Source organism: Microbacterium sp. STRO-1N, from assembly GCF_057748015.1.
Map to the genome: position 1 here is coordinate 1,427,712 of NZ_CM173234.1, position 16,773 is coordinate 1,444,484.

General features: G+C 67.6%; 17 protein-coding genes. 10 read left to right on the forward strand and 7 right to left on the reverse strand.

The genetic code is table 11. The features are described from left to right. Entirely contained in the window at positions 1–219 is a 219-nt protein-coding gene (locus tag AC3ANJ_RS06580) for an acyl-CoA carboxylase subunit epsilon (RefSeq protein WP_488318783.1), read from the reverse strand. Next, positions 216–1,814, reverse strand: a complete 1,599-nt coding sequence (locus AC3ANJ_RS06585) for an acyl-CoA carboxylase subunit beta (RefSeq protein ID WP_406245927.1) — start codon at positions 1,812–1,814, stop codon at positions 216–218. The genes AC3ANJ_RS06580 and AC3ANJ_RS06585 overlap by 4 nt, the downstream gene beginning before the upstream one ends. Before the next feature lie 305 nt (positions 1,815–2,119). Here AC3ANJ_RS06585 and AC3ANJ_RS06590 point away from each other — a divergent pair, with 305 nt between their 5' ends. Further along, the gene (locus tag AC3ANJ_RS06590) at positions 2,120–2,380 is read left to right on the forward strand and encodes a helix-turn-helix domain-containing protein (RefSeq protein WP_488318784.1); all 261 of its coding nucleotides are present in this window, start codon (positions 2,120–2,122) and stop codon (positions 2,378–2,380) included. Between the two features lie 3 nt (positions 2,381–2,383). Here AC3ANJ_RS06590 and AC3ANJ_RS06595 read toward each other — a convergent pair whose 3' ends face one another. Continuing rightward, positions 2,384–2,689, reverse strand: coding sequence for a hypothetical protein (locus AC3ANJ_RS06595; protein ID WP_488318785.1), 306 nt, complete (start codon positions 2,687–2,689; stop codon positions 2,384–2,386). Positions 2,690–2,804: 115 nt separating this feature from the next. Here AC3ANJ_RS06595 and AC3ANJ_RS06600 point away from each other — a divergent pair, with 115 nt between their 5' ends. Continuing rightward, positions 2,805–3,455 (forward strand): DUF6226 family protein, encoded by a 651-nt coding sequence (locus tag AC3ANJ_RS06600; protein WP_488318786.1) that lies wholly within the window; start codon positions 2,805–2,807, stop codon positions 3,453–3,455. On the opposite strand, the gene AC3ANJ_RS06605 is transcribed toward AC3ANJ_RS06600, so the two are convergent. After that, positions 3,452–4,399, reverse strand: coding sequence for a hypothetical protein (locus AC3ANJ_RS06605; RefSeq protein WP_488318787.1), 948 nt, complete (start codon positions 4,397–4,399; stop codon positions 3,452–3,454). The two genes, AC3ANJ_RS06600 and AC3ANJ_RS06605, sit on opposite strands and share 4 nt — an antisense overlap. An 86-nt stretch (positions 4,400–4,485) precedes the next feature. Beyond that, a complete protein-coding gene (locus tag AC3ANJ_RS06610) occupies positions 4,486–5,178 on the reverse strand; it encodes a phosphocholine cytidylyltransferase family protein (protein ID WP_406245923.1) in 693 nt (230 codons plus the stop codon). Positions 5,179–5,408: 230 nt separating this feature from the next. On the opposite strand from AC3ANJ_RS06610, the gene AC3ANJ_RS06615 reads away from it, so the two are divergent. From AC3ANJ_RS06615 to AC3ANJ_RS06625, 3 genes are read left to right on the forward strand one after another with little or no spacing between them, the layout of a single operon-like run. Then, positions 5,409–7,064, forward strand: coding sequence for an ABC transporter ATP-binding protein (locus tag AC3ANJ_RS06615; RefSeq protein ID WP_488318788.1), 1,656 nt, complete (start codon positions 5,409–5,411; stop codon positions 7,062–7,064). Then, positions 7,040–8,605, forward strand: a complete 1,566-nt coding sequence (locus AC3ANJ_RS06620; protein ID WP_488318789.1) for a hypothetical protein — start codon at positions 7,040–7,042, stop codon at positions 8,603–8,605. Before AC3ANJ_RS06615 ends, AC3ANJ_RS06620 begins: the two co-directional genes overlap by 25 nt. A 40-nt stretch (positions 8,606–8,645) precedes the next feature. After that, positions 8,646–8,912 (forward strand): DUF3039 domain-containing protein, encoded by a 267-nt coding sequence (locus tag AC3ANJ_RS06625; protein WP_406245920.1) that lies wholly within the window; start codon positions 8,646–8,648, stop codon positions 8,910–8,912. Here AC3ANJ_RS06625 and AC3ANJ_RS06630 read toward each other — a convergent pair. Beyond that, positions 8,909–10,234 (reverse strand): nicotinate phosphoribosyltransferase, encoded by a 1,326-nt coding sequence (locus AC3ANJ_RS06630; RefSeq protein WP_488318790.1) that lies wholly within the window; start codon positions 10,232–10,234, stop codon positions 8,909–8,911. The two genes, AC3ANJ_RS06625 and AC3ANJ_RS06630, sit on opposite strands and share 4 nt — an antisense overlap. A 60-nt stretch (positions 10,235–10,294) precedes the next feature. Between AC3ANJ_RS06630 and murI the strand changes: the two genes are divergently transcribed. The 4 genes from murI (at position 10,295) to AC3ANJ_RS06650 (ending at position 13,468) form a co-directional block, all read left to right on the forward strand. Then, positions 10,295–11,146 carry a glutamate racemase gene (murI, locus tag AC3ANJ_RS06635; protein ID WP_488318791.1) on the forward strand — a complete coding sequence of 284 codons (852 nt, stop codon included), beginning with the start codon at positions 10,295–10,297 and terminating at the stop codon, positions 11,144–11,146. Continuing rightward, the gene (gene rph / locus AC3ANJ_RS06640) at positions 11,139–11,873 is read left to right on the forward strand and encodes a ribonuclease PH (protein WP_488318792.1); all 735 of its coding nucleotides are present in this window, start codon (positions 11,139–11,141) and stop codon (positions 11,871–11,873) included. Before murI ends, rph begins: the two co-directional genes overlap by 8 nt. Next, positions 11,873–12,463 (forward strand): RdgB/HAM1 family non-canonical purine NTP pyrophosphatase, encoded by a 591-nt coding sequence (gene rdgB / locus AC3ANJ_RS06645; RefSeq protein WP_488318793.1) that lies wholly within the window; start codon positions 11,873–11,875, stop codon positions 12,461–12,463. The genes rph and rdgB overlap by 1 nt, the downstream gene beginning before the upstream one ends. Before the next feature lie 87 nt (positions 12,464–12,550). Beyond that, positions 12,551–13,468: a cation diffusion facilitator family transporter gene (locus AC3ANJ_RS06650; RefSeq protein WP_488318794.1), complete on the forward strand. Its 918-nt coding sequence runs from the start codon at positions 12,551–12,553 to the stop codon at positions 13,466–13,468. A gap of 1 nt (position 13,469) precedes the next feature. Here the strand turns inward: AC3ANJ_RS06650 and AC3ANJ_RS06655 are convergent, their stop codons facing one another. Then, entirely contained in the window at positions 13,470–15,899 is a 2,430-nt protein-coding gene (locus AC3ANJ_RS06655) for an ATP-dependent DNA ligase (protein WP_488318795.1), read from the reverse strand. A gap of 60 nt (positions 15,900–15,959) precedes the next feature. Here AC3ANJ_RS06655 and ku point away from each other — a divergent pair, with 60 nt between their 5' ends. Beyond that, entirely contained in the window at positions 15,960–16,769 is an 810-nt protein-coding gene (gene ku, locus AC3ANJ_RS06660) for a non-homologous end joining protein Ku (RefSeq protein WP_488318796.1), read from the forward strand. The last annotated feature ends 4 nt before the right edge of the window (positions 16,770–16,773 follow it).

Consider the following 16,773-nt stretch of genomic DNA (forward strand, 5'->3'; position numbering starts at 1 on the left):
TCAGCCCGAGAAGCGTCCCCACGGGATGTCGCGGCGCAACGGCTTGCGCAGCGGGCGCTGGGTGCGCTGCCAGGCCGAGACGTGCGGCTCCTCGGCGACGGCACTCGCCGCCTCCTGCACGTAGGCGTCGCTGATGACGGCGATGAGCGCCGCGAGTTCCTCTTCGGTGGGATGGCCGCGGACGATATCGACCGTGGGTGTGGGCTCCGGCTCGCTCACAGCGGGATGTTCCCGTGCTTCTTCGGCGGGAGCTCGGCGCGCTTGCCGCGGAGGGCGCGCAGCGACTTGGCGATCGAGACGCGGGTGTTGGCCGGTTCGATGATGCCGTCGATCTCACCGCGCTCGGCGGCGAGGAACGGGCTGGTCACGCTGTAGGTGTATTCGTTGGCGAGGCGGGTGCGCACGGCGGCGACGTCTTCGCCGTTCTCCTCGGCCTTCTTGATCTCGCCGCGGTAGAGGATGTTCACGGCGCCCTGGCCGCCCATGACGGCGATCTCGGCGGTCGGCCAGGCGAGGTTGACATCGGCGCCGAGCTGCTTGGAGCCCATCACGATGTACGCGCCGCCGTAGGCCTTGCGCAGGATCACCGTGACGAGCGGGACCGTCGCCTCGGCGTAGGCGTAGATGAGCTTGGCGCCGCGGCGGATGACGCCGGTCCACTCCTGGTCGGTGCCGGGGAGGTAACCGGGCACGTCGACGAGCGTGACGATCGGGATCGAGAACGCGTCGCAGAAGCGGACGAAGCGGCTGGCCTTCTCGCCGGCCTCGATGTTCAGCGTGCCGGCCATCTGGGAGGGCTGGTTGGCGATGATGCCGACCGAGCGTCCTTCCACGCGGCCGAAGCCGATGACGATGTTCGGGGCGAACAGCGGCTGGACCTCGATGAAGTCTCCGGCATCCACGATGTGCTCGATCACGGTGTGGATGTCGTACGGCTGATTCGGGGAGTCGGGGATGATCGTGTTCAGTGCGCGATCAGCATCCGTGGTCTCCCACTCGAAGCCGCTCTCGTAGCCCGGGATCTCGGCCATGTTGTTGTCGGGCAGGAAGCTCAGCAGCGTCCGTGCGTAGTCGATCGCGTCGTCTTCGTCCTCGGCAAGGTAATGCGCGACACCGGAGCGGGTGTTGTGCGTGAGGGCGCCGCCGAGCTCTTCCATGCCGACGTCTTCGCCGGTCACGGTCTTGATGACGTCGGGGCCGGTCACGAACATCTGGCTGGTCTTGTCGACCATGATGACGAAGTCGGTGAGGGCCGGGCCGTAGACGGCGCCGCCGGCGGCCGGACCCATGATGATCGAGATCTGCGGGATGACACCGGACGAGCGCGTGTTCATCTTGAAGATCTCGCCGTACTTGCTGAGCGCCAGCACGCCTTCCTGGATGCGCGCGCCGCCGGAATCGAGGATGCCGATGATGGGCATGCCGCCGGCGAGGGCGAACTCCATGATCTTGATGATCTTGTCGCCGGAGACCTCGCCGAGCGAGCCGCCGAACGTCGTGAAGTCCTGCGAGTAGACGGCGACCGTGCGACCGTGGATCGTGCCGATGCCGGTGACGACGGAGTCGCCGTACGGACGGTTGCGGTCCATGCCGAAGGCGGTGGTGCGGTGGCGGACGTATTCGTCGAACTCGACGAAGCTGCCGGGGTCGACGAGCAGTTCGATGCGCTCGCGGGCGGTCATCTTGCCCTTGGCGTGCTGCTTCTCCTTCGCCTTCGTCTCGGCGTCGACCACGGCTTCGGTGTATCGAGCTCGGAGGTCGGCGATCTTGCCGGCGGTCGTGGAGAGGTCAGGGGTGTCCGTCACGGATTCCACCCTAGTAGCGCCGGACGGCGCGACGTTGGATGCCTCGCACAACGGGTCGGCGGATCCTTTGGCGATGATGACGCTGGGGTGGTGCCGCCCGGTTCCGAGATCGGTCGCCGATTCGCGTGTCCTGGGTCGCAGGGCTTGACGGACGCGGCACGACTCGACGCCTCACGGGTGATCATCCGATCCCGGCATACAGGACATGGGATAGAAGCCCTGGCATGCAAGACGCTGATCGATTTGTTGTGGCCTTGGATGCTTGAGGAAGGGAGGCACCTCGATCACACGCATCTCAACGCGTCGGAGAGATCGTGAGGGAGCTTCGGAACAAGTCGTCGATCAGCCGGGCGAAGCTCGCGCAGCGCGCGGATATGGACGTCCGACACCTCGCCCGCATCGAGGCCGGAGACGGCAACCCCACCCTTTTCGTGCTGATCCAACTGGCCACCGCGCTCGACGTCAAGCCGGAGACCTTCGTGAAGGGCCTCACCTCGGCTGATCTGCCCGAGAACCTCAAGCCCTACTCGGAAGCCGACTTCCGTCGTGAGCTGCGTCGCCGCGGTGGCGGCTGACGCTCACACGACGAACCGCCACACGTACTCCAGCCCGTCCTGCTGACGGAACCACGCCACCGTCACCACGACTTCGTCCAGATCCGCCGTGCACAGGCACAGCTCCATCCGCTCGCCGGGGAGCACCTGCCCCCACAGCTGCGTGCGCTCCTCACCGTCGGCATCCGCGTGGAACACCCGCACGAAGTCGGCAGGTGCGCGTGACTCGTTCGTCACGCCGGGATGCGCGGCATCCGACCGGTCGATGGTCCAGGGCACGCGATAGGCGACGGGAGGCGGGAGCTCTTCGGGTTCGATCGGTCGCAACATGCTGACGAAGGTAAGGACGACATCCGACGGCCGAGCGGCGAGATGACGCGCCCGGTCCCGGTCTGTGGAGAACTGGCCGTGGCGTCGCCCCTGTGCAGTGCGGGACACTGAGTCGATGAGCCCTTACGTGCGCCCGTCGGTCGCCGATCGCGTCTTCCGCGATGCCCACGGAAGCATCATCGACTACGGAAACCGGTGGCCGGACTCACCGCCGGAGGAGACCTACTCGGTCGACACGCATCCGGAGCGCTTCGCTCCGCTGCACACCGTTGCCGATGCACTCATCGGGCACCTTCGGGACGCGTACGACGTCGAGATCCTCGAGAAACTCTCGTTGACCGAGGACCTGCTCCGGCCCGCATACTTCGAAGTGATGAAGGCGGTCAGGATCTGGCCGAACGACCCGGCGTGCGCGGCGCTGACCTTTGTCTTCACGGCGTACCCCGGCCTGTACGTGCACGCGGGGTTGCTTCACGACTTCCACTACCCGGTCTGCGGCTGCGACGCCTGCGATACGACGTGGGTTGCGGAGGTCGAGGGTTTGGAGCAGCTCGTGTTCGCCGTTGTCGGCGGACACTACCGCGAATTGGTCGGCCCCGAGCCGTGGGTCGGCTTCGCACTCACCTTTCCCGACGGCGCGGCCTCGGGGAAGAGCCGGGCAGGGGACATTCCCGTGGAACGCGTCGAAGCGGCGATGCCGACACTTCGAGCCCTCGATGATGGGTGGGCCTCCTGGCCACGAGCTGCCTCAGCCGCGCGAACCTAGCGCCTCGGATCCTCCTCGATCGCCGGCGTCTCGGCATCCGACTTGTGCCGCGCGCGTCCGATGTCGGTCATTCGGCGACCGGCCCAGCCGACACCGCGCGCGGTGGTGCCGGCGGCAGCCGCGATCGCGGATCCGGCGTACCGGGCGCCGCGCACGACCCGCATCTCGATCCGCTCGGCACCCGTGACGGGCTCCAGCTCGGGTGGGAGGATGTCGGGCGCAGCGCCGAACGCTCGCCGGGACGTCACCAGCACACGACGCCCGAGAATGTTGTTGCCCGCTCCGCCGATCACGGCGCCGATCCCGAACGGCAGCGCCTTACCCAGGAAGGACGCTCCACCGGCCGCGGCGAAATGCTTCAGGAACATCGTCTTCAGTCGATCCACGATCGGACCGACGGCCGCGCGGGGGAGCGACTTCGTCACGACCTCACCCCAGTAGGCCGATCGGCCAACGCCCCGTCCGGCCGCCTGCCCCGCGAGTTGCGACAGCAGATCGACGCCTTCCTTGCCCAGCATCAACGTCATGACCAGCGCCCGCGCGCGATCCGGGTTCTCGACCGGGATGCCGTGCACCTCGGCGACAGACTGTGCGAACAGGGTGGTGGACTCGACGAAGCCGAGCGTCTCCACCCCCGACAGCGCCAGCGTCACGCCCGTGCCGATGCCCGGCACAACTGCCGTCGCGCCGACCGTCGCCCCACCGGTGGTGACCGCCGCGAGATACCTCTGCTCCAGCATCCGGATGATCTGCGCCGGTGTCGCATCAGGGTTGCGCAGCCGGATGCTGCGGATGTGCGCGAGCACCAGTGGGCGTTGGATCGCGAGCACCCTGTCGATGCCGCGGATGGTGAAGGGATGCTCGGTCGAACCGACCGGCGGCACGCCCTTGTCCCAGGGGGCATCGTCCGGAAGGGAGTGGATCTTGTGCACCTTGTCGGCCATGCCCCGATCCTATGGACGGATGCCGCGAGAAAGCCGAAAGCCCGGCACCTGATGGTGTCGGGCTCTCTGGGCTGTGTCGGTGCGCGTCAGACGTAGAGGTTCGCGCGCTCGAGGTCTTCGGCGAAGTCGACCTCGACCGCGTACAGGTCGGAGACGTCCATCGGCTCGAGCAGCAGACCGTCTTCGGCGATCGCCAGCTCGAGGCCGCGCTCGAAGTAGTCCTGGTCCTCGACGCGCTGCAGCTGACGCATGAACGCTTTCTTGTGCGCGGAGGAGATGTAATTGATGCCCACGGCCTCGCCCAGCCCGCCCTTGACGGTCTTCGAGAGCTCCTTGATGAAGCCCTCGGCCGTGACCGTGTACTTCACCTCTTCGTCGCTCACCTTGGACGTGTTGACGGTGACGAACGACTGGTCGCGCTCGATGTACTCGAGCGCGCGGCCGAGGATCATCGGGTCGAAGACGACGTCGCCGTTCATCCACAGCACGCCGCCCTTACCGGTCGCGCCGAGGGCGCGCAGCAGGCTCTTCGACGTGTTCGTCTCGTCGTAGCGCTCGTTGTGGACGTAGTTCACATGCGGGAACGCCTCGATGATCGTCTCGGCGCGGTAGCCGACGACCGTGGTGATGCGGGCGTCCTTGCCGAACGCGGCACGGATGTTCTCGTGCTGCTGCTGCATGATCGTGCGGCCGTCGCTCAGCTCTGTGAGGGGCTTGGGCAGTGCACGCCCGAGGCGCGAGCCCATGCCGGCTGCGAGGATAACGGTCTGAAGAGTCACGAAAGCTCCTAAAAGAATTGTGTTCACGGCCGGTTCACCGACCAGACACCTCTTCGTGCCGCCTTCATGCTAGCCATGGCACCTGGAAAGCCCCTGGTCCGTGTGGACGCCGTTGCCAATTCGTGACCGACTGCACACCCAGCTCTCAGGTTGTGCAAGACGGCGAACGGATCCTGCGGAATGTTGCGGTGGAACCGGGCAAAGTCGGTCCCCGTTGATACCGTAATACAGTGACTCCTTCCCCTGACGACCAGCTGGACGAGGCGACTGCCACGGCTCAGGCCAAGAAGGCGCGCCCGGCCCGCAAGACCGCCCCGGATTCCGCGGCCAAGACCGCAGCCGTGAAGGCGCGCACCGCGAAGTCGACGGCGACGAAGGCCGCGTCCGCGACGCCGACGGCCGCGACGGATGCCGCTAAAACCGCGGCGGCGAAATCCGCGGCGGCGAAGACGACCGCGGCCAAGACAGCAGCGCGGACCTCGGCAGCACGCAGTACGGCTGCGAAGACCGCAGCGGCCAAGGCGGCCGCCGCGAAGGCTGCTGCGGCCAAGGCCGCCGCGCAGGAAGCCGCAGTGAAAGACGCCGATGGGTCGGATGCCGCTGACGGAATGACCCTCGACCAGACCGCCGAGGCCTCCGCGAGCGGACAGGCGCCGACCAAGAAGTCGGCGCCCAAGCGCGTGACGAAGCCGCGTAAGCCTCGGACCACCGCAGCGCGCGCGGTGGCTGCGCACTCCGCCACGACCGTGGTCGAGACCGTCGCCCCTCCTGCGGACGTCGAAGCATCGGTCGATCAGTCGGCTGATGTCGCGCCCGCGGCCGAGGCCGCAGTTCAGCCTGTCGTGGAACCGGAGGCACTGCTTGTGTCAGAGCCCACGGCAGAGGCGGAATCGCCCGAGTCCGAACCCGTCGACGTGGCAGAGGTCGTTGTGGAGCCGACCGATCCCGTCGCCGAGGACATCGCCGAGCCGATCGCAGAGGCGGCGGTCCGGTCAGAAACGGCGCCGCCCGCCGGCGAAGTGGAATCTGCTCCCGCCGAAGCGTCGGAAGACGGGGTGACGATCGAGGCCGCGCCCGTGGCACAGGCTGCCGACGAGACGTTCTCTGACGTGGAGACGGCGAGCGCTGTCGACGCGCTGCGCGTCCGGGGGCTGGTCAAGGACTTCGGCGACCAGCGTGCGGTCAACGGCATCGACCTGACGGTCCCGGCCGGTTCGTTCTATGGCATCGTCGGTCCCAACGGCGCCGGAAAGACGACCACGCTCTCGATCATCACCGGGCTGCTGCGCGGAGATGGGGGCACCGTCCACGTCTCGGGCATCGACCAGAAGGCGGACCCGCTCGCCGCGAAGCGGATGATGGGCGTGCTGCCCGATCGCCTTCGGACCTTCGACCGTCTCACCGGACGCCAGCTGCTGCACTACTACGGCCTGCTGCGCGGACTCGACTCGCGCGTCATCGAGAAGCGCTCCGCCGACCTCGCCAGAGCGTTCGACCTCACAGGCGCGCTGAACCGTGTCGTCTCCGACTACTCCGCTGGCATGACGAAGAAGATCATGCTCGCCGGCGCCATGATCCACTCGCCGCGCGTGCTCGTGCTCGACGAGCCTTTCGAGTCCGTCGACCCTGTTTCGTCCGGAGTGATCCTCGACATCCTGCGGGCATACGTGTCGCACGGCGGCACCGTGGTGCTTTCCAGCCACGGCATGGATCTCGTCGAGCGGGTCTGCTCGCGCGTCGCGATCATCGTCGGCGGAGAGGTCCTCGCCGAGGGGACCGTCGATGAGGTCCGAGCCGGCCAGACCCTCGAGTCGCGATTCGTCGAGCTGGCAGGGTCCAGCAGCGAGGTGGAGGGGCTGGAGTGGTTGCACACGTTCTCCGACTGAGAATCGCCCTACTGTTCGGGGCGCTCCGCGGCAACCACCTCACTCGCACGATCTTCGGTCTGCTCGGAATCGTGGCCGCCACGGTCATCGTCTGCATCGCCGTGCTCAGCCTCGCCGATGCCACGACAGCCGTGGCGCGCACGGTGATCGTGCTCGGCGGCGCCGCCGTCTTCCTCGCCTTCCTCGTCGGCCCCATGCTGACCGGTGCCATCGACCAGCTCGACCCTCGTCGTTTCGCGGCGTTCGGCGTCGACGAGCGGCGGATGCCGTGGATCCTCGCACTCGCCTCGCTCATCAGCGTTCCCAGTTTCGCTCTCATGGCCGTCACGACCTGCGTGACGATCGTGGGCATCCGACTCGGCGTGCCCGTGTACGCCGCGGTGCTCGCCGGTGTCATCGGACTGCTGACGTTCGTGCTCGCCGCACGGGTCGGCATGGCCATCAGTGCGAGCTGGCTCCCCGAGCGGCGTTCCCGCGAGCTGACGGCGCTCTTCACGCTCGCGATCGTCGTGGTCGCGTTCCCCGTCGCCGTCTTCCTGGCTTCGCTGGAATGGCAGGGCAGTGTCCCGGTCGCCGTCGCCGCCGCCACGACGATCGTCGGTGCGACGCCGGTGGCCGCGCCTGTCGGTCTGCTGTTCGCACTCGCGGCGGGCGATACGGCCGGTGCCTGGATCAGCGGCCTCGTCGCCGCAGCCACTCTCGCTGCGATCACCTCGGCGTGGGTCTGGCTGGTACGGCGGATGCTGACCACCACCGAGCGTCCGGTGACCGCACGCGAACGGACCGGACTCGGATGGTTCGGTCTGCTGCCGTCGAACGCGTTCGGCGCGATCGCCGCACGCAGTCTCGTCTACTGGCTGCGCGATCGCCGCTACATCGTGAACATCGTCGTCGTCCCGGTCGCCGGCGTGCTCACCGTCTTCCCGCTTCTCGTGGCCGGAGTGCCGTTCGAGGTGGCAGTTCTCGTCCCGGTCCCGGTGATGGCGCTGTTCTTCGGCTGGTTGCCGCACAACGACATCGCCTACGACTCGACCGCCTTCTGGGTGCATGTCGCCAGCGGTGTCCGCGGGCTGCCGGATCGCTTCGGCCGCCTTATCCCCGTGTTCCTTGTGGCCGTTCCCGCTCTCGCGATCGCGGTCCCCGTGACCTTGGCGCTGACCGGCGACTGGCGCCTGCTGCTGCCGCTCAGCGGTCTCGCCGTGTGCCTGTTCTTCGCCGGTCTCGGACTCTCCAGCGTCGTCTCGGTGATCGCTCCCTACGCGGTCTCCCGCCCGGGGGACAGCCCGTTCCAGCAGCCGCAGCGTGCGGCATCCCGTGGCGCGTTCGGACAGGCCGGAGTTTTCGTCGGCGCGATCCTCGTCGCGGTGCCGACGATCTGGCTGTTCTCGCTCGCCGTTCTCGAGGGCGGCGAGCACGCGTGGACGGCGTTCTGGGTCGGCATCGGCACCGGGATCGGTGTCCTGCTCGTCGGCACGGCGATCGGCGGGCGCATCTTCGAGCACAGCGGCGAGCGGCTGATGGAGTTCGTCGAGACGGCGTGATCGCGACCCGTGAACCTCCTCTCCGGACTAGAATCAGCCCATGAGTACTCCGTTGGACAGCCCCGATCAGGGCGGCGTGGCAACGCTTGATCGCGAACTCGAAGAGCTCCTCAACCAGGAGACGATCGAGCCGGGCGACCACGAGCGCTTCAGCCACTACGTGAAGAAGGACAAGATCCTCGAGTCCGCGATCACCGGCAAGCCGGTGCGCGCGCTGTGCGGCAAGAAGTGGACGCCCGGGCGAGACCCGGAGAAGTTCCCGGTCTGCCCCACCTGCAAAGAGATCTACGAATCGATGGTCTTCTAGACCGCGTCGACCAGAACGGTCGGAATCGCAGGGTCCGACTTGCTGAGCGCCAGCGCCTGAACAGGCAGTTCCTCGCGCACGCGCAGGTGATGCGCCCGCGCGGACGCCGTGCCCTCGGCGCCCTCGAACGCGGTGTCGATCTCGCCGTTGTCGACGAAAGGCACCTGCAACGGCCGGGAACCTGGGTGCTCGGACGGAGTGTCCAACTCCTCGAATCCGTCCGACACCACGACCGTCTCGGCCGTCGCGACACCGTCGGTCAGCGTGCGGAAGGCGGCCTTGCGCCCGCCCTGGGACGCCTTGTCGGCGGATGCCTTCGCGACACCGATCCAGGCGCCCGAGGCATCCTGTCTAGCGACGAGCTTGTAGACCATGCTGGCCGTCGGGTAGCCCGAACCGGTGACGACCGACGTTCCGACGCCGTAGGAATCGACGGGCGAGGCGGCGAGGGAAGCGATCGCGTACTCGTCGAGATCGCTGGTCACCGTGATGCGCGTGCTGGTGGCACCGAGTGCGTCGAGCTGCGCGCGCACGTCGGCTGCGACGATCGGCAGATCGCCGGAGTCGATGCGCACACCCCCGAGGCCAGTGCCGGCGACCCTGATCGCGGTGTCGACGCCGGTACGGATGTCGTAGGTGTCCACGAGCAACGTCGTATCGGTGCCGAGGCTGGAGATCTGTGCGCGGAACGCATCCTCCTCGCTCTCATGCAGCAGCGTCCAGGAATGCGCGGCCGTGCCCATGGTGGGGATTCCCCAGCGCCGACCGGCCTCGAGATTGCTCGTCGCCCGGAACCCGGCGATGTATGCCGCACGGGCGGCGGCGACGGCGGAGTGCTCTGCGGCGCGGCGCGAACCCATCTCGGCGAGCGGCCGATCACCGGCGGCGATGCTCATGCGCGATGCCGCCGTCGCCACAGCCGAATCGTGATTGAGCACGCTCAGCGCCAGCGTTTCCAGCACGACGGCGTCGGCGAAACTCCCCTCGACGGTGAGGATGGGGGAGCCCGGGAAGTACAGCTCGCCTTCACGATATCCGCTGATGGAGCCCGTGAACCGGTAGTTCTCCAGATATGTCAGCGACTCGGCATCCACCACGTGCTGGTCGCGCAGGTAGCGCAACTCGTCTTCGCCGAAACGGAAATCGCGCAGCAGCGAGAGCAGGCGCCCCGTTCCGGCGACGACGCCGAAACGCCTCCCGCCGGACAATCGGCGGGAGAACAGCTCGAAGACGCAGGGGCGCGCGGCGGTACCGTCTCGCAGCGCGGCGCCGAGCATGGTGAGTTCGTAGCGGTCGGTCAGAAGCGCCGTCGACGAGGTCATGCGCTCAGCTTAGTGAGCGCGAGCCGACCCGCGGCGGTGCGGACGGTAGGCTGGTGAGTCATGAACGACGCGCCCATCGGAATCTTCGACTCGGGTGTCGGCGGGCTCACCGTGGCCAGGGCCATCCGCGCCCAGCTGCCCCGAGAATCGTTCGTCTACATCGGCGACACGGCGCACTCTCCGTACGGGCCCAAGCCGATCGCCGACGTCCGCCGCTACGGACTCGAGGTGCTCGACACGCTCGTCGAGCAGGGCGTCAAGATGCTCGTGATCGCGTGCAACACGGCATCCTCGGCGATGCTGCGCGATGCCAGGGAGCGCTACGACGTCCCGGTGGTCGAGGTGATCGGCCCCGCCGTCCGCCGTGCGGTCTCGACGACCCGCAACGGCCGCATCGGCGTGATCGGCACTGTCGGCACGATCGGCTCGCGCGCGTATCAGGACATGCTCGAGGTCAATGAGAGCCTCGACGTCTTCACGGCCGCCTGCCCCCGGTTCGTCGAGTTCGTCGAGGCGGGCATCACCGGCTCTCCCGAGGTGCTCGCCACCGCCGAGGAGTACCTCGCACCGCTGCGGGATGCCGATGTGGACACCCTCGTCCTGGGCTGCACCCACTATCCGTTCCTGCGCGGCGCGATCGGATATGTCATGGGCGAGGGCGTGTCTCTCGTCTCCAGCGACGACGAGACGGCCGCCGACGTGTACCGTCAGCTCGTCCGCGGCGACCTCCTCGCCTCATCGGATGCCGTAGCCACCTACGTGTACGAGGCCACCGGAGACTCGGCCGACGATTTCACGGCGCTGGCGAACCGCCTGATGGGCCGCGAGGTCCGCGACGTGCAGCTGGTGCAGACCGGCGTCATCACACTTCCCGAAGCACAATCCCTCGAGACGAAGGAAACCCATGTCTGACATCGTCCGTTCCGACGGCCGCGCCACGAACCAGCTCCGTGAGATCACGATCGAACGAGGCTGGAGCGCCAACGCCGAGGGATCGGCCCTCATCAGCTTCGGCGGGACGAAGGTGCTGTGCACGGCATCCTTCACCAACGGCGTCCCGCGGTGGCTGACCGGCAAGGGCAAGGGCTGGGTCACCGCCGAATACGCGATGCTGCCCCGCGCGACCAACAGTCGCAACGACCGGGAGAGCGTGAAGGGCCGCATCGGCGGCCGCACGCACGAGATCTCCCGCCTGATCGGACGCGCGCTGCGCGCCGTCGTCGACACCAAGGCGCTCGGCGAGAACACGATCGTCATCGACTGCGACGTGCTGCAGGCCGACGGCGGCACGCGCACTGCAGCGATCACGGGCGCGTACGTCGCGCTCGCCGACGCGATCGAATGGGGCCGCGAGAAGAAGTTCATCGGCAAGAACTCCAAGCCGCTGCTCGACTCCGTCTCGGCCGTGTCGGTGGGCATCATCGACGGCGAGCCGATGCTCGATCTCGCATATGTCGAGGACGTGCGTGCCGAGACCGACATGAACATCGTCGTGACGGGTCGTGGACTGTTCGTCGAGGTGCAGGGCACCGCCGAAGGCGCACCGTTCGACAAGCGCGAGCTTGATGCACTGCTCGAACTCGGCATCGCCGGCTGCGAGGACCTGAAGGCCCAGCAGCTCGAGGCACTGGCCGGCTGATGAGGGTCGTCCTCGCCACGCACAATCCGCACAAGGTGTCGGAGTTCGCTCAGATCGTCGCGCGCACCAGGCCTGATCTCGAGGTCGTCGGCTACGACGGGCCCGAGCCGGTCGAGGACGGCGTCACCTTCGCCGAGAACGCGCTCATCAAGGCGAGGGCCGCGGCCGCGCACACCGGCCTCGCAGCGCTCGCCGATGACTCCGGCATCTGCGTCGATGTGCTCGGCGGGTCGCCAGGGGTGTTCTCCGCGTACTGGGCGGGTCAGAAGAAGGATGCCCAGGCGAACCTGGACCTGCTCCTGGACCAGCTCGCCGACATCGCCGATCACCACCGCACGGCGCAGTTCGTCTCGACCATCGCGCTCGTGACGCCGGAGGGCGAGGAGCACGTCGTCGAAGGCGTATGGCCGGGGAGGCTTGCTCATGCGGCATCCGGCTCAGGCGGATTCGGCTACGACCCGATCTTCCTCCCGGACGGCCAGGAGGGCGCCCCGCGCAGCGTGGGCGAATTCAGTGCGGAGGAGAAGCAGGCGCAGTCGCACCGCGCTCGTGCGTTCGAAGCGCTGATCCCGCTGCTCGAGAAGCTCTGAGCGGACCGCGCCGCTACTGAGAATCGTCACCATTCCCGACTACGGGAAATCGCCTCTGACGGGCTTTTCCGCTCGTACTCTTGAGGCATGCACGACCACGCTCATCCCACCGGCATCCGAGGCGCCGGCAGTCGCAGACTGCTGACCATCTCGCTGTGCCTGACGGCGACGATCATGATCGTTCAGGTCGTCGGAGCGGTGCTCAGCGGGTCGCTCGCGCTGCTCGCCGACGCCGCGCACATGTTCACGGATGCCTCAGCGCTCGTCATCGCGCTCATCGCGAGCGTCGTCGCCGCTCGCCCGGCCGACGATCGGCGCACTTTCGGCTATCAGCGCGCCGAGGTCTTCGGAGCGCTGATCAACGCCATCATCCTCATCGTCCTGGCCGCCGTGGTCGGGATCGAAGGCGTCTCGCGTCTGCTCGATCCCGGTGAGGCCGAGGTGGCCGGCGGCCTGATGCTCGTGGTCGCCGTGGTCGGGCTCGTCGCGAACGGCATCTCGATGTGGCTGCTCAGCGCCGCGCAGCGCACGAACATCAACGTCCGAGGCGCGTACCTCGAAGTCCTCGGCGATCTGATCGGATCCGCAGCCGTCATCGTCGCCGCCGTCGTCATCATCGCGACCGGATGGATGCCGGCTGACGCCATCGCGTCCTTGTTCATCGCTGCCATGATCATCCCGCGTGCTGTCACACTGCTGCGCGAGGTCTTCTCGGTGCTCGCCGAGTCCGCGCCGAAGGGCATGACGGTGGCCGACATCCGCGCGCACCTTCAGGCCCTCGACGGCGTGACCGGTGTCCACGATGTGCACGTCTGGCAGCTGACCCGCGGCGCTCCCGTGTTCACGGCGCACATCGGCGTGGCGCCGGAGTTGATCGAGCAGGGCCGGTCGGCGGCGCTCCTCGCGCAGCTCCAGGAGTGCCTTGCAGAGCACTTCGATGTCGAGCACTCCACGTTCCAGCTCGAGCCGGACGACGCCGCGCACTGCGAGCAGGCGCACGCCTGACTCAGGATTCGACGACGATCTCGTCCACGCTCTTATCCGGGCGGAGGCCCCGCCAGCGTGCGTGACGCAGGATGCCGTCCGGTGTCCAGTTCGCGAACTCGACTTCGCCGACGAGCTCGGGGCGCACCCACTCGGCATCCGAGGCGTCCAGTGCCGGGACACCCTCGATGCGGTTCTTCGGGACGCGCAACGGATCCAGCCTCGCGATCAGATCGCGCAGGATGCGGTCGGTGAAGCCGGTGCCGACGCGCCCGATGTAGCGCAGCCCGCCGTCCTCGGGAATCGCGAGCAGCAGAGATCCGATGCCGCCTGCGCGGTTGCCCTTCCCCGGTCGGATGCCGGCGATCACGACCTCCTGCGTCCTGGTGTGCTTGATCTTCAGCCACGCCCCGGATCGAGTTCCTGGGCGATAGATCGAGTCGGCGTCCTTGACGACGACGCCTTCCAGGCCGAGCTCGTCACTGGTCTCCAACGCGGCGTCGATGTCATCGAACACCGGCGGGACGATGACGGGGCCGTCGGCGCTCTCGGCGAGCGTCTCGAGCAGCCGCCGTCGGTCGCGCAAAGGGGTCCTGGTGAGGTCGTGCCCCTCCAACCGGATCAGGTCGAAGAGCTGATACACGATCGGTGTGCGGACCACTTCGCGTTCGATCTCGCGCGGCTTGGTCAGATGCATCCGATTCTGCATGCGGCTGAAGCTCGGGCGCCCCGAGGCGTCCAGGGCGATGATCTCGCCGTCGATCACGGCATCCGAGACTGCGAGATGCGGGGCGCCGTCCGCGGTCAGCTCCGGGTAGCGGGCGGTGATGTCGGTGCCTCTGCGGGCGTACAGGCGAAGACGCCCGTCCTGCCAGACGCCCATCGCGCGGATGCCATCCCACTTGATCTCGGCCCAGGCATCGCCGAGGCCGCGCGCGAGCCCGGCGGTCCCCGTCTCGGCGAGCATCGGTTCGGGTGCGACCGAACCAGCGGAATCGGGGGAGGGCGCCGGGTCGGGATCCGCGCGGACCGCCGGCTTCGACCTCGTCACGACCGGATGCCGAGCACCCGCCGCCTCGGCATCCTTCATCCGATGCAGCAGCCACGAGGACTTCTCCCCGCTGCCCTCTGTACGGATCAGCGCCAGTCGTGCACGTCCGAGCGGCCCCTGCCCGCTGAACGTGGCGATGACCTCGTCGTCGCGCCACTTCTCGATGTCGACGGTTCCGGTGTCCCAGATCGTCATGTTCCCGGCGCCGTACTCGCCCTTCGGGATCTCGCCGTGGAACTCGAGATACTCCAGCGGGTGGGGCTCGGTCATGACGGCGAGATGGTTGCGGTCACCGAGCTCGGGGATGCCGTTGGGCACCGCCCAGCTGACGAGGACGCCGTCGCGTTCGATGCGCAGATCGAAATGCAGCCGTCGCGCATGATGCTCCTGGATGACGAAGCGCGGCGGCGCACCGGGAGGAGACGGCTCGACGGCGTGCAGCTCGGGCATCGGTTCCGGGGTGCGCCCGACCGTGCGCTTGGACAGATAGGGGGCCAGATGCTCCGCGGATGCCGGACGCGCGAAGTCCGCCATCGGATCGATGCCAGCGTCGATGCGTTCGAGCACCTCGTGGAACTCGAGGTGACGCAGGTCGGGCGACTCCAGCTCCTCCCAGGTGCGCGGCGCGGCGACGGTCGGGTGGAATCGTCCGCGCAGCGAATACGGCGAGATCGTGGTCTTGGATGCGTTGTTCTGACTCCAGTCGAGGAAGACCTTCCCGTCGCGCGAGGTCTTGGCCATGACGCTCGTGGCGATGTCGGGATGATCGGCCTCAATCGCGCGAGCGAGCTCCCTCGCGAGAGTGGAAGCCTGATCGCTGGTCTGCGAGCCGTCCAGTCGCGAGTACAGGTGGATGCCCTTGCTGCCGCTCGTCACCGGCACCGGGTCGAGCCCGATGTCTCGCAGGATGGCGCGGGCGAGCGCGGCCACATGCGCGCACGCGGCCAGATCGGCACCCGGCCCCGGATCGAGGTCGATGACGAGACGGTCGGGATTGCTTCGGTCGCCCTCCGGAGCGAAGCGCCACTGCGGCACGTGCAGTTCGATCGCGGCGATCTGGGCGAACCAGACCAGTGACGGCAGATCCTCGATGAGCGGGTAGTCCTTCGATCCGTCGGAGTGCTCGATCGGTCTCCGAGCCACCCAGCTCGGCGTGCCCTGCTCGAGCTGCTTCGTGAAGAAGGCGTCAGCCGGGGCATCCTCCGTCCCGACGCCTTCCACCCACCGCTTGCGCGTGACGGGACGGCCGGACAGCAGCGGCAGCATCCGTCCGGCGACAGCCGTGTAATACGCGATGACCTCGCCCTTCGTGGTGCCTGTGGCGGGATACATGATCTTGTCGAGATTGGTCAGGCGCACACGCCGTCCGTCGACCTCGACGATCTGCGCGTTGCTTGGCATGCCGAAATCGTAGCCGCAAGCCCCTGGCCCCGGACGGCGCTCGCGGTGTTCACTGGTGTCATGAGGTCGATCTGGAAAGGCGCCCTGACGTTCGGGCTCGTGAACGTCCCGGTGAAGGTGTACTCCGCCACCGAGGATCACGACGTTCCGCTGCATCAGGTGCACGATGAGGACGGCGGACGCATCCGCTACAAGCGGACCTGCGAGGTGTGCGGCGAGGTCGTCCCGTATCAGAACATCGACAGGGCGTACGAGGACGACGGGCAGCGCGTGGTGCTGACCAAGGACGATCTCGATGCGCTGCCCGCAGAGCGCAGCCGCGAGATCGACGTCGTGGAATTCGTGCCGACCGAGCAGGTGGATCTGCTGACGCTCGACAAGGCGTATTACCTCGAACCGGACTCGAAGTCCCCGAAGGCGTACGTGCTGCTGCGCAAGACGCTGAAGCAGACCGATCGCACCGCGATCGTGCGCTTCACGCTGCGCCAGAAGACCCGGCTCGCGGCACTGCGCGTCCGCGGAGACGTGCTGGTGCTGCAGACGCTGCTGTGGGCGGACGAGGTGCGGGAGGCGTCGTTCGACTCGCTGGACGAGGACGTGAAGATCTCCAAGAAGGAGCTCGAACTGTCGGCGAGCCTCGTCGACAGCTACTCGAGCGACTTCGATCCGGAGTCGTTCGTCGACGAATACCAGAAGGAGCTGCGCACGCTCATCGACGCCAAGATCGAGGCGGGGGACACGTTCGACGTCTCCGAGACCTTCGGCGAAGAGGGCGAAGAGGTGCAGAAGGGCGGCGAGGTCATCGACCTCATGGAGGCGCTGCGCGCCAGCGTCGAGAAGTCGCGGTCGAAGAAGCGCGACGCGGGCTGACCTG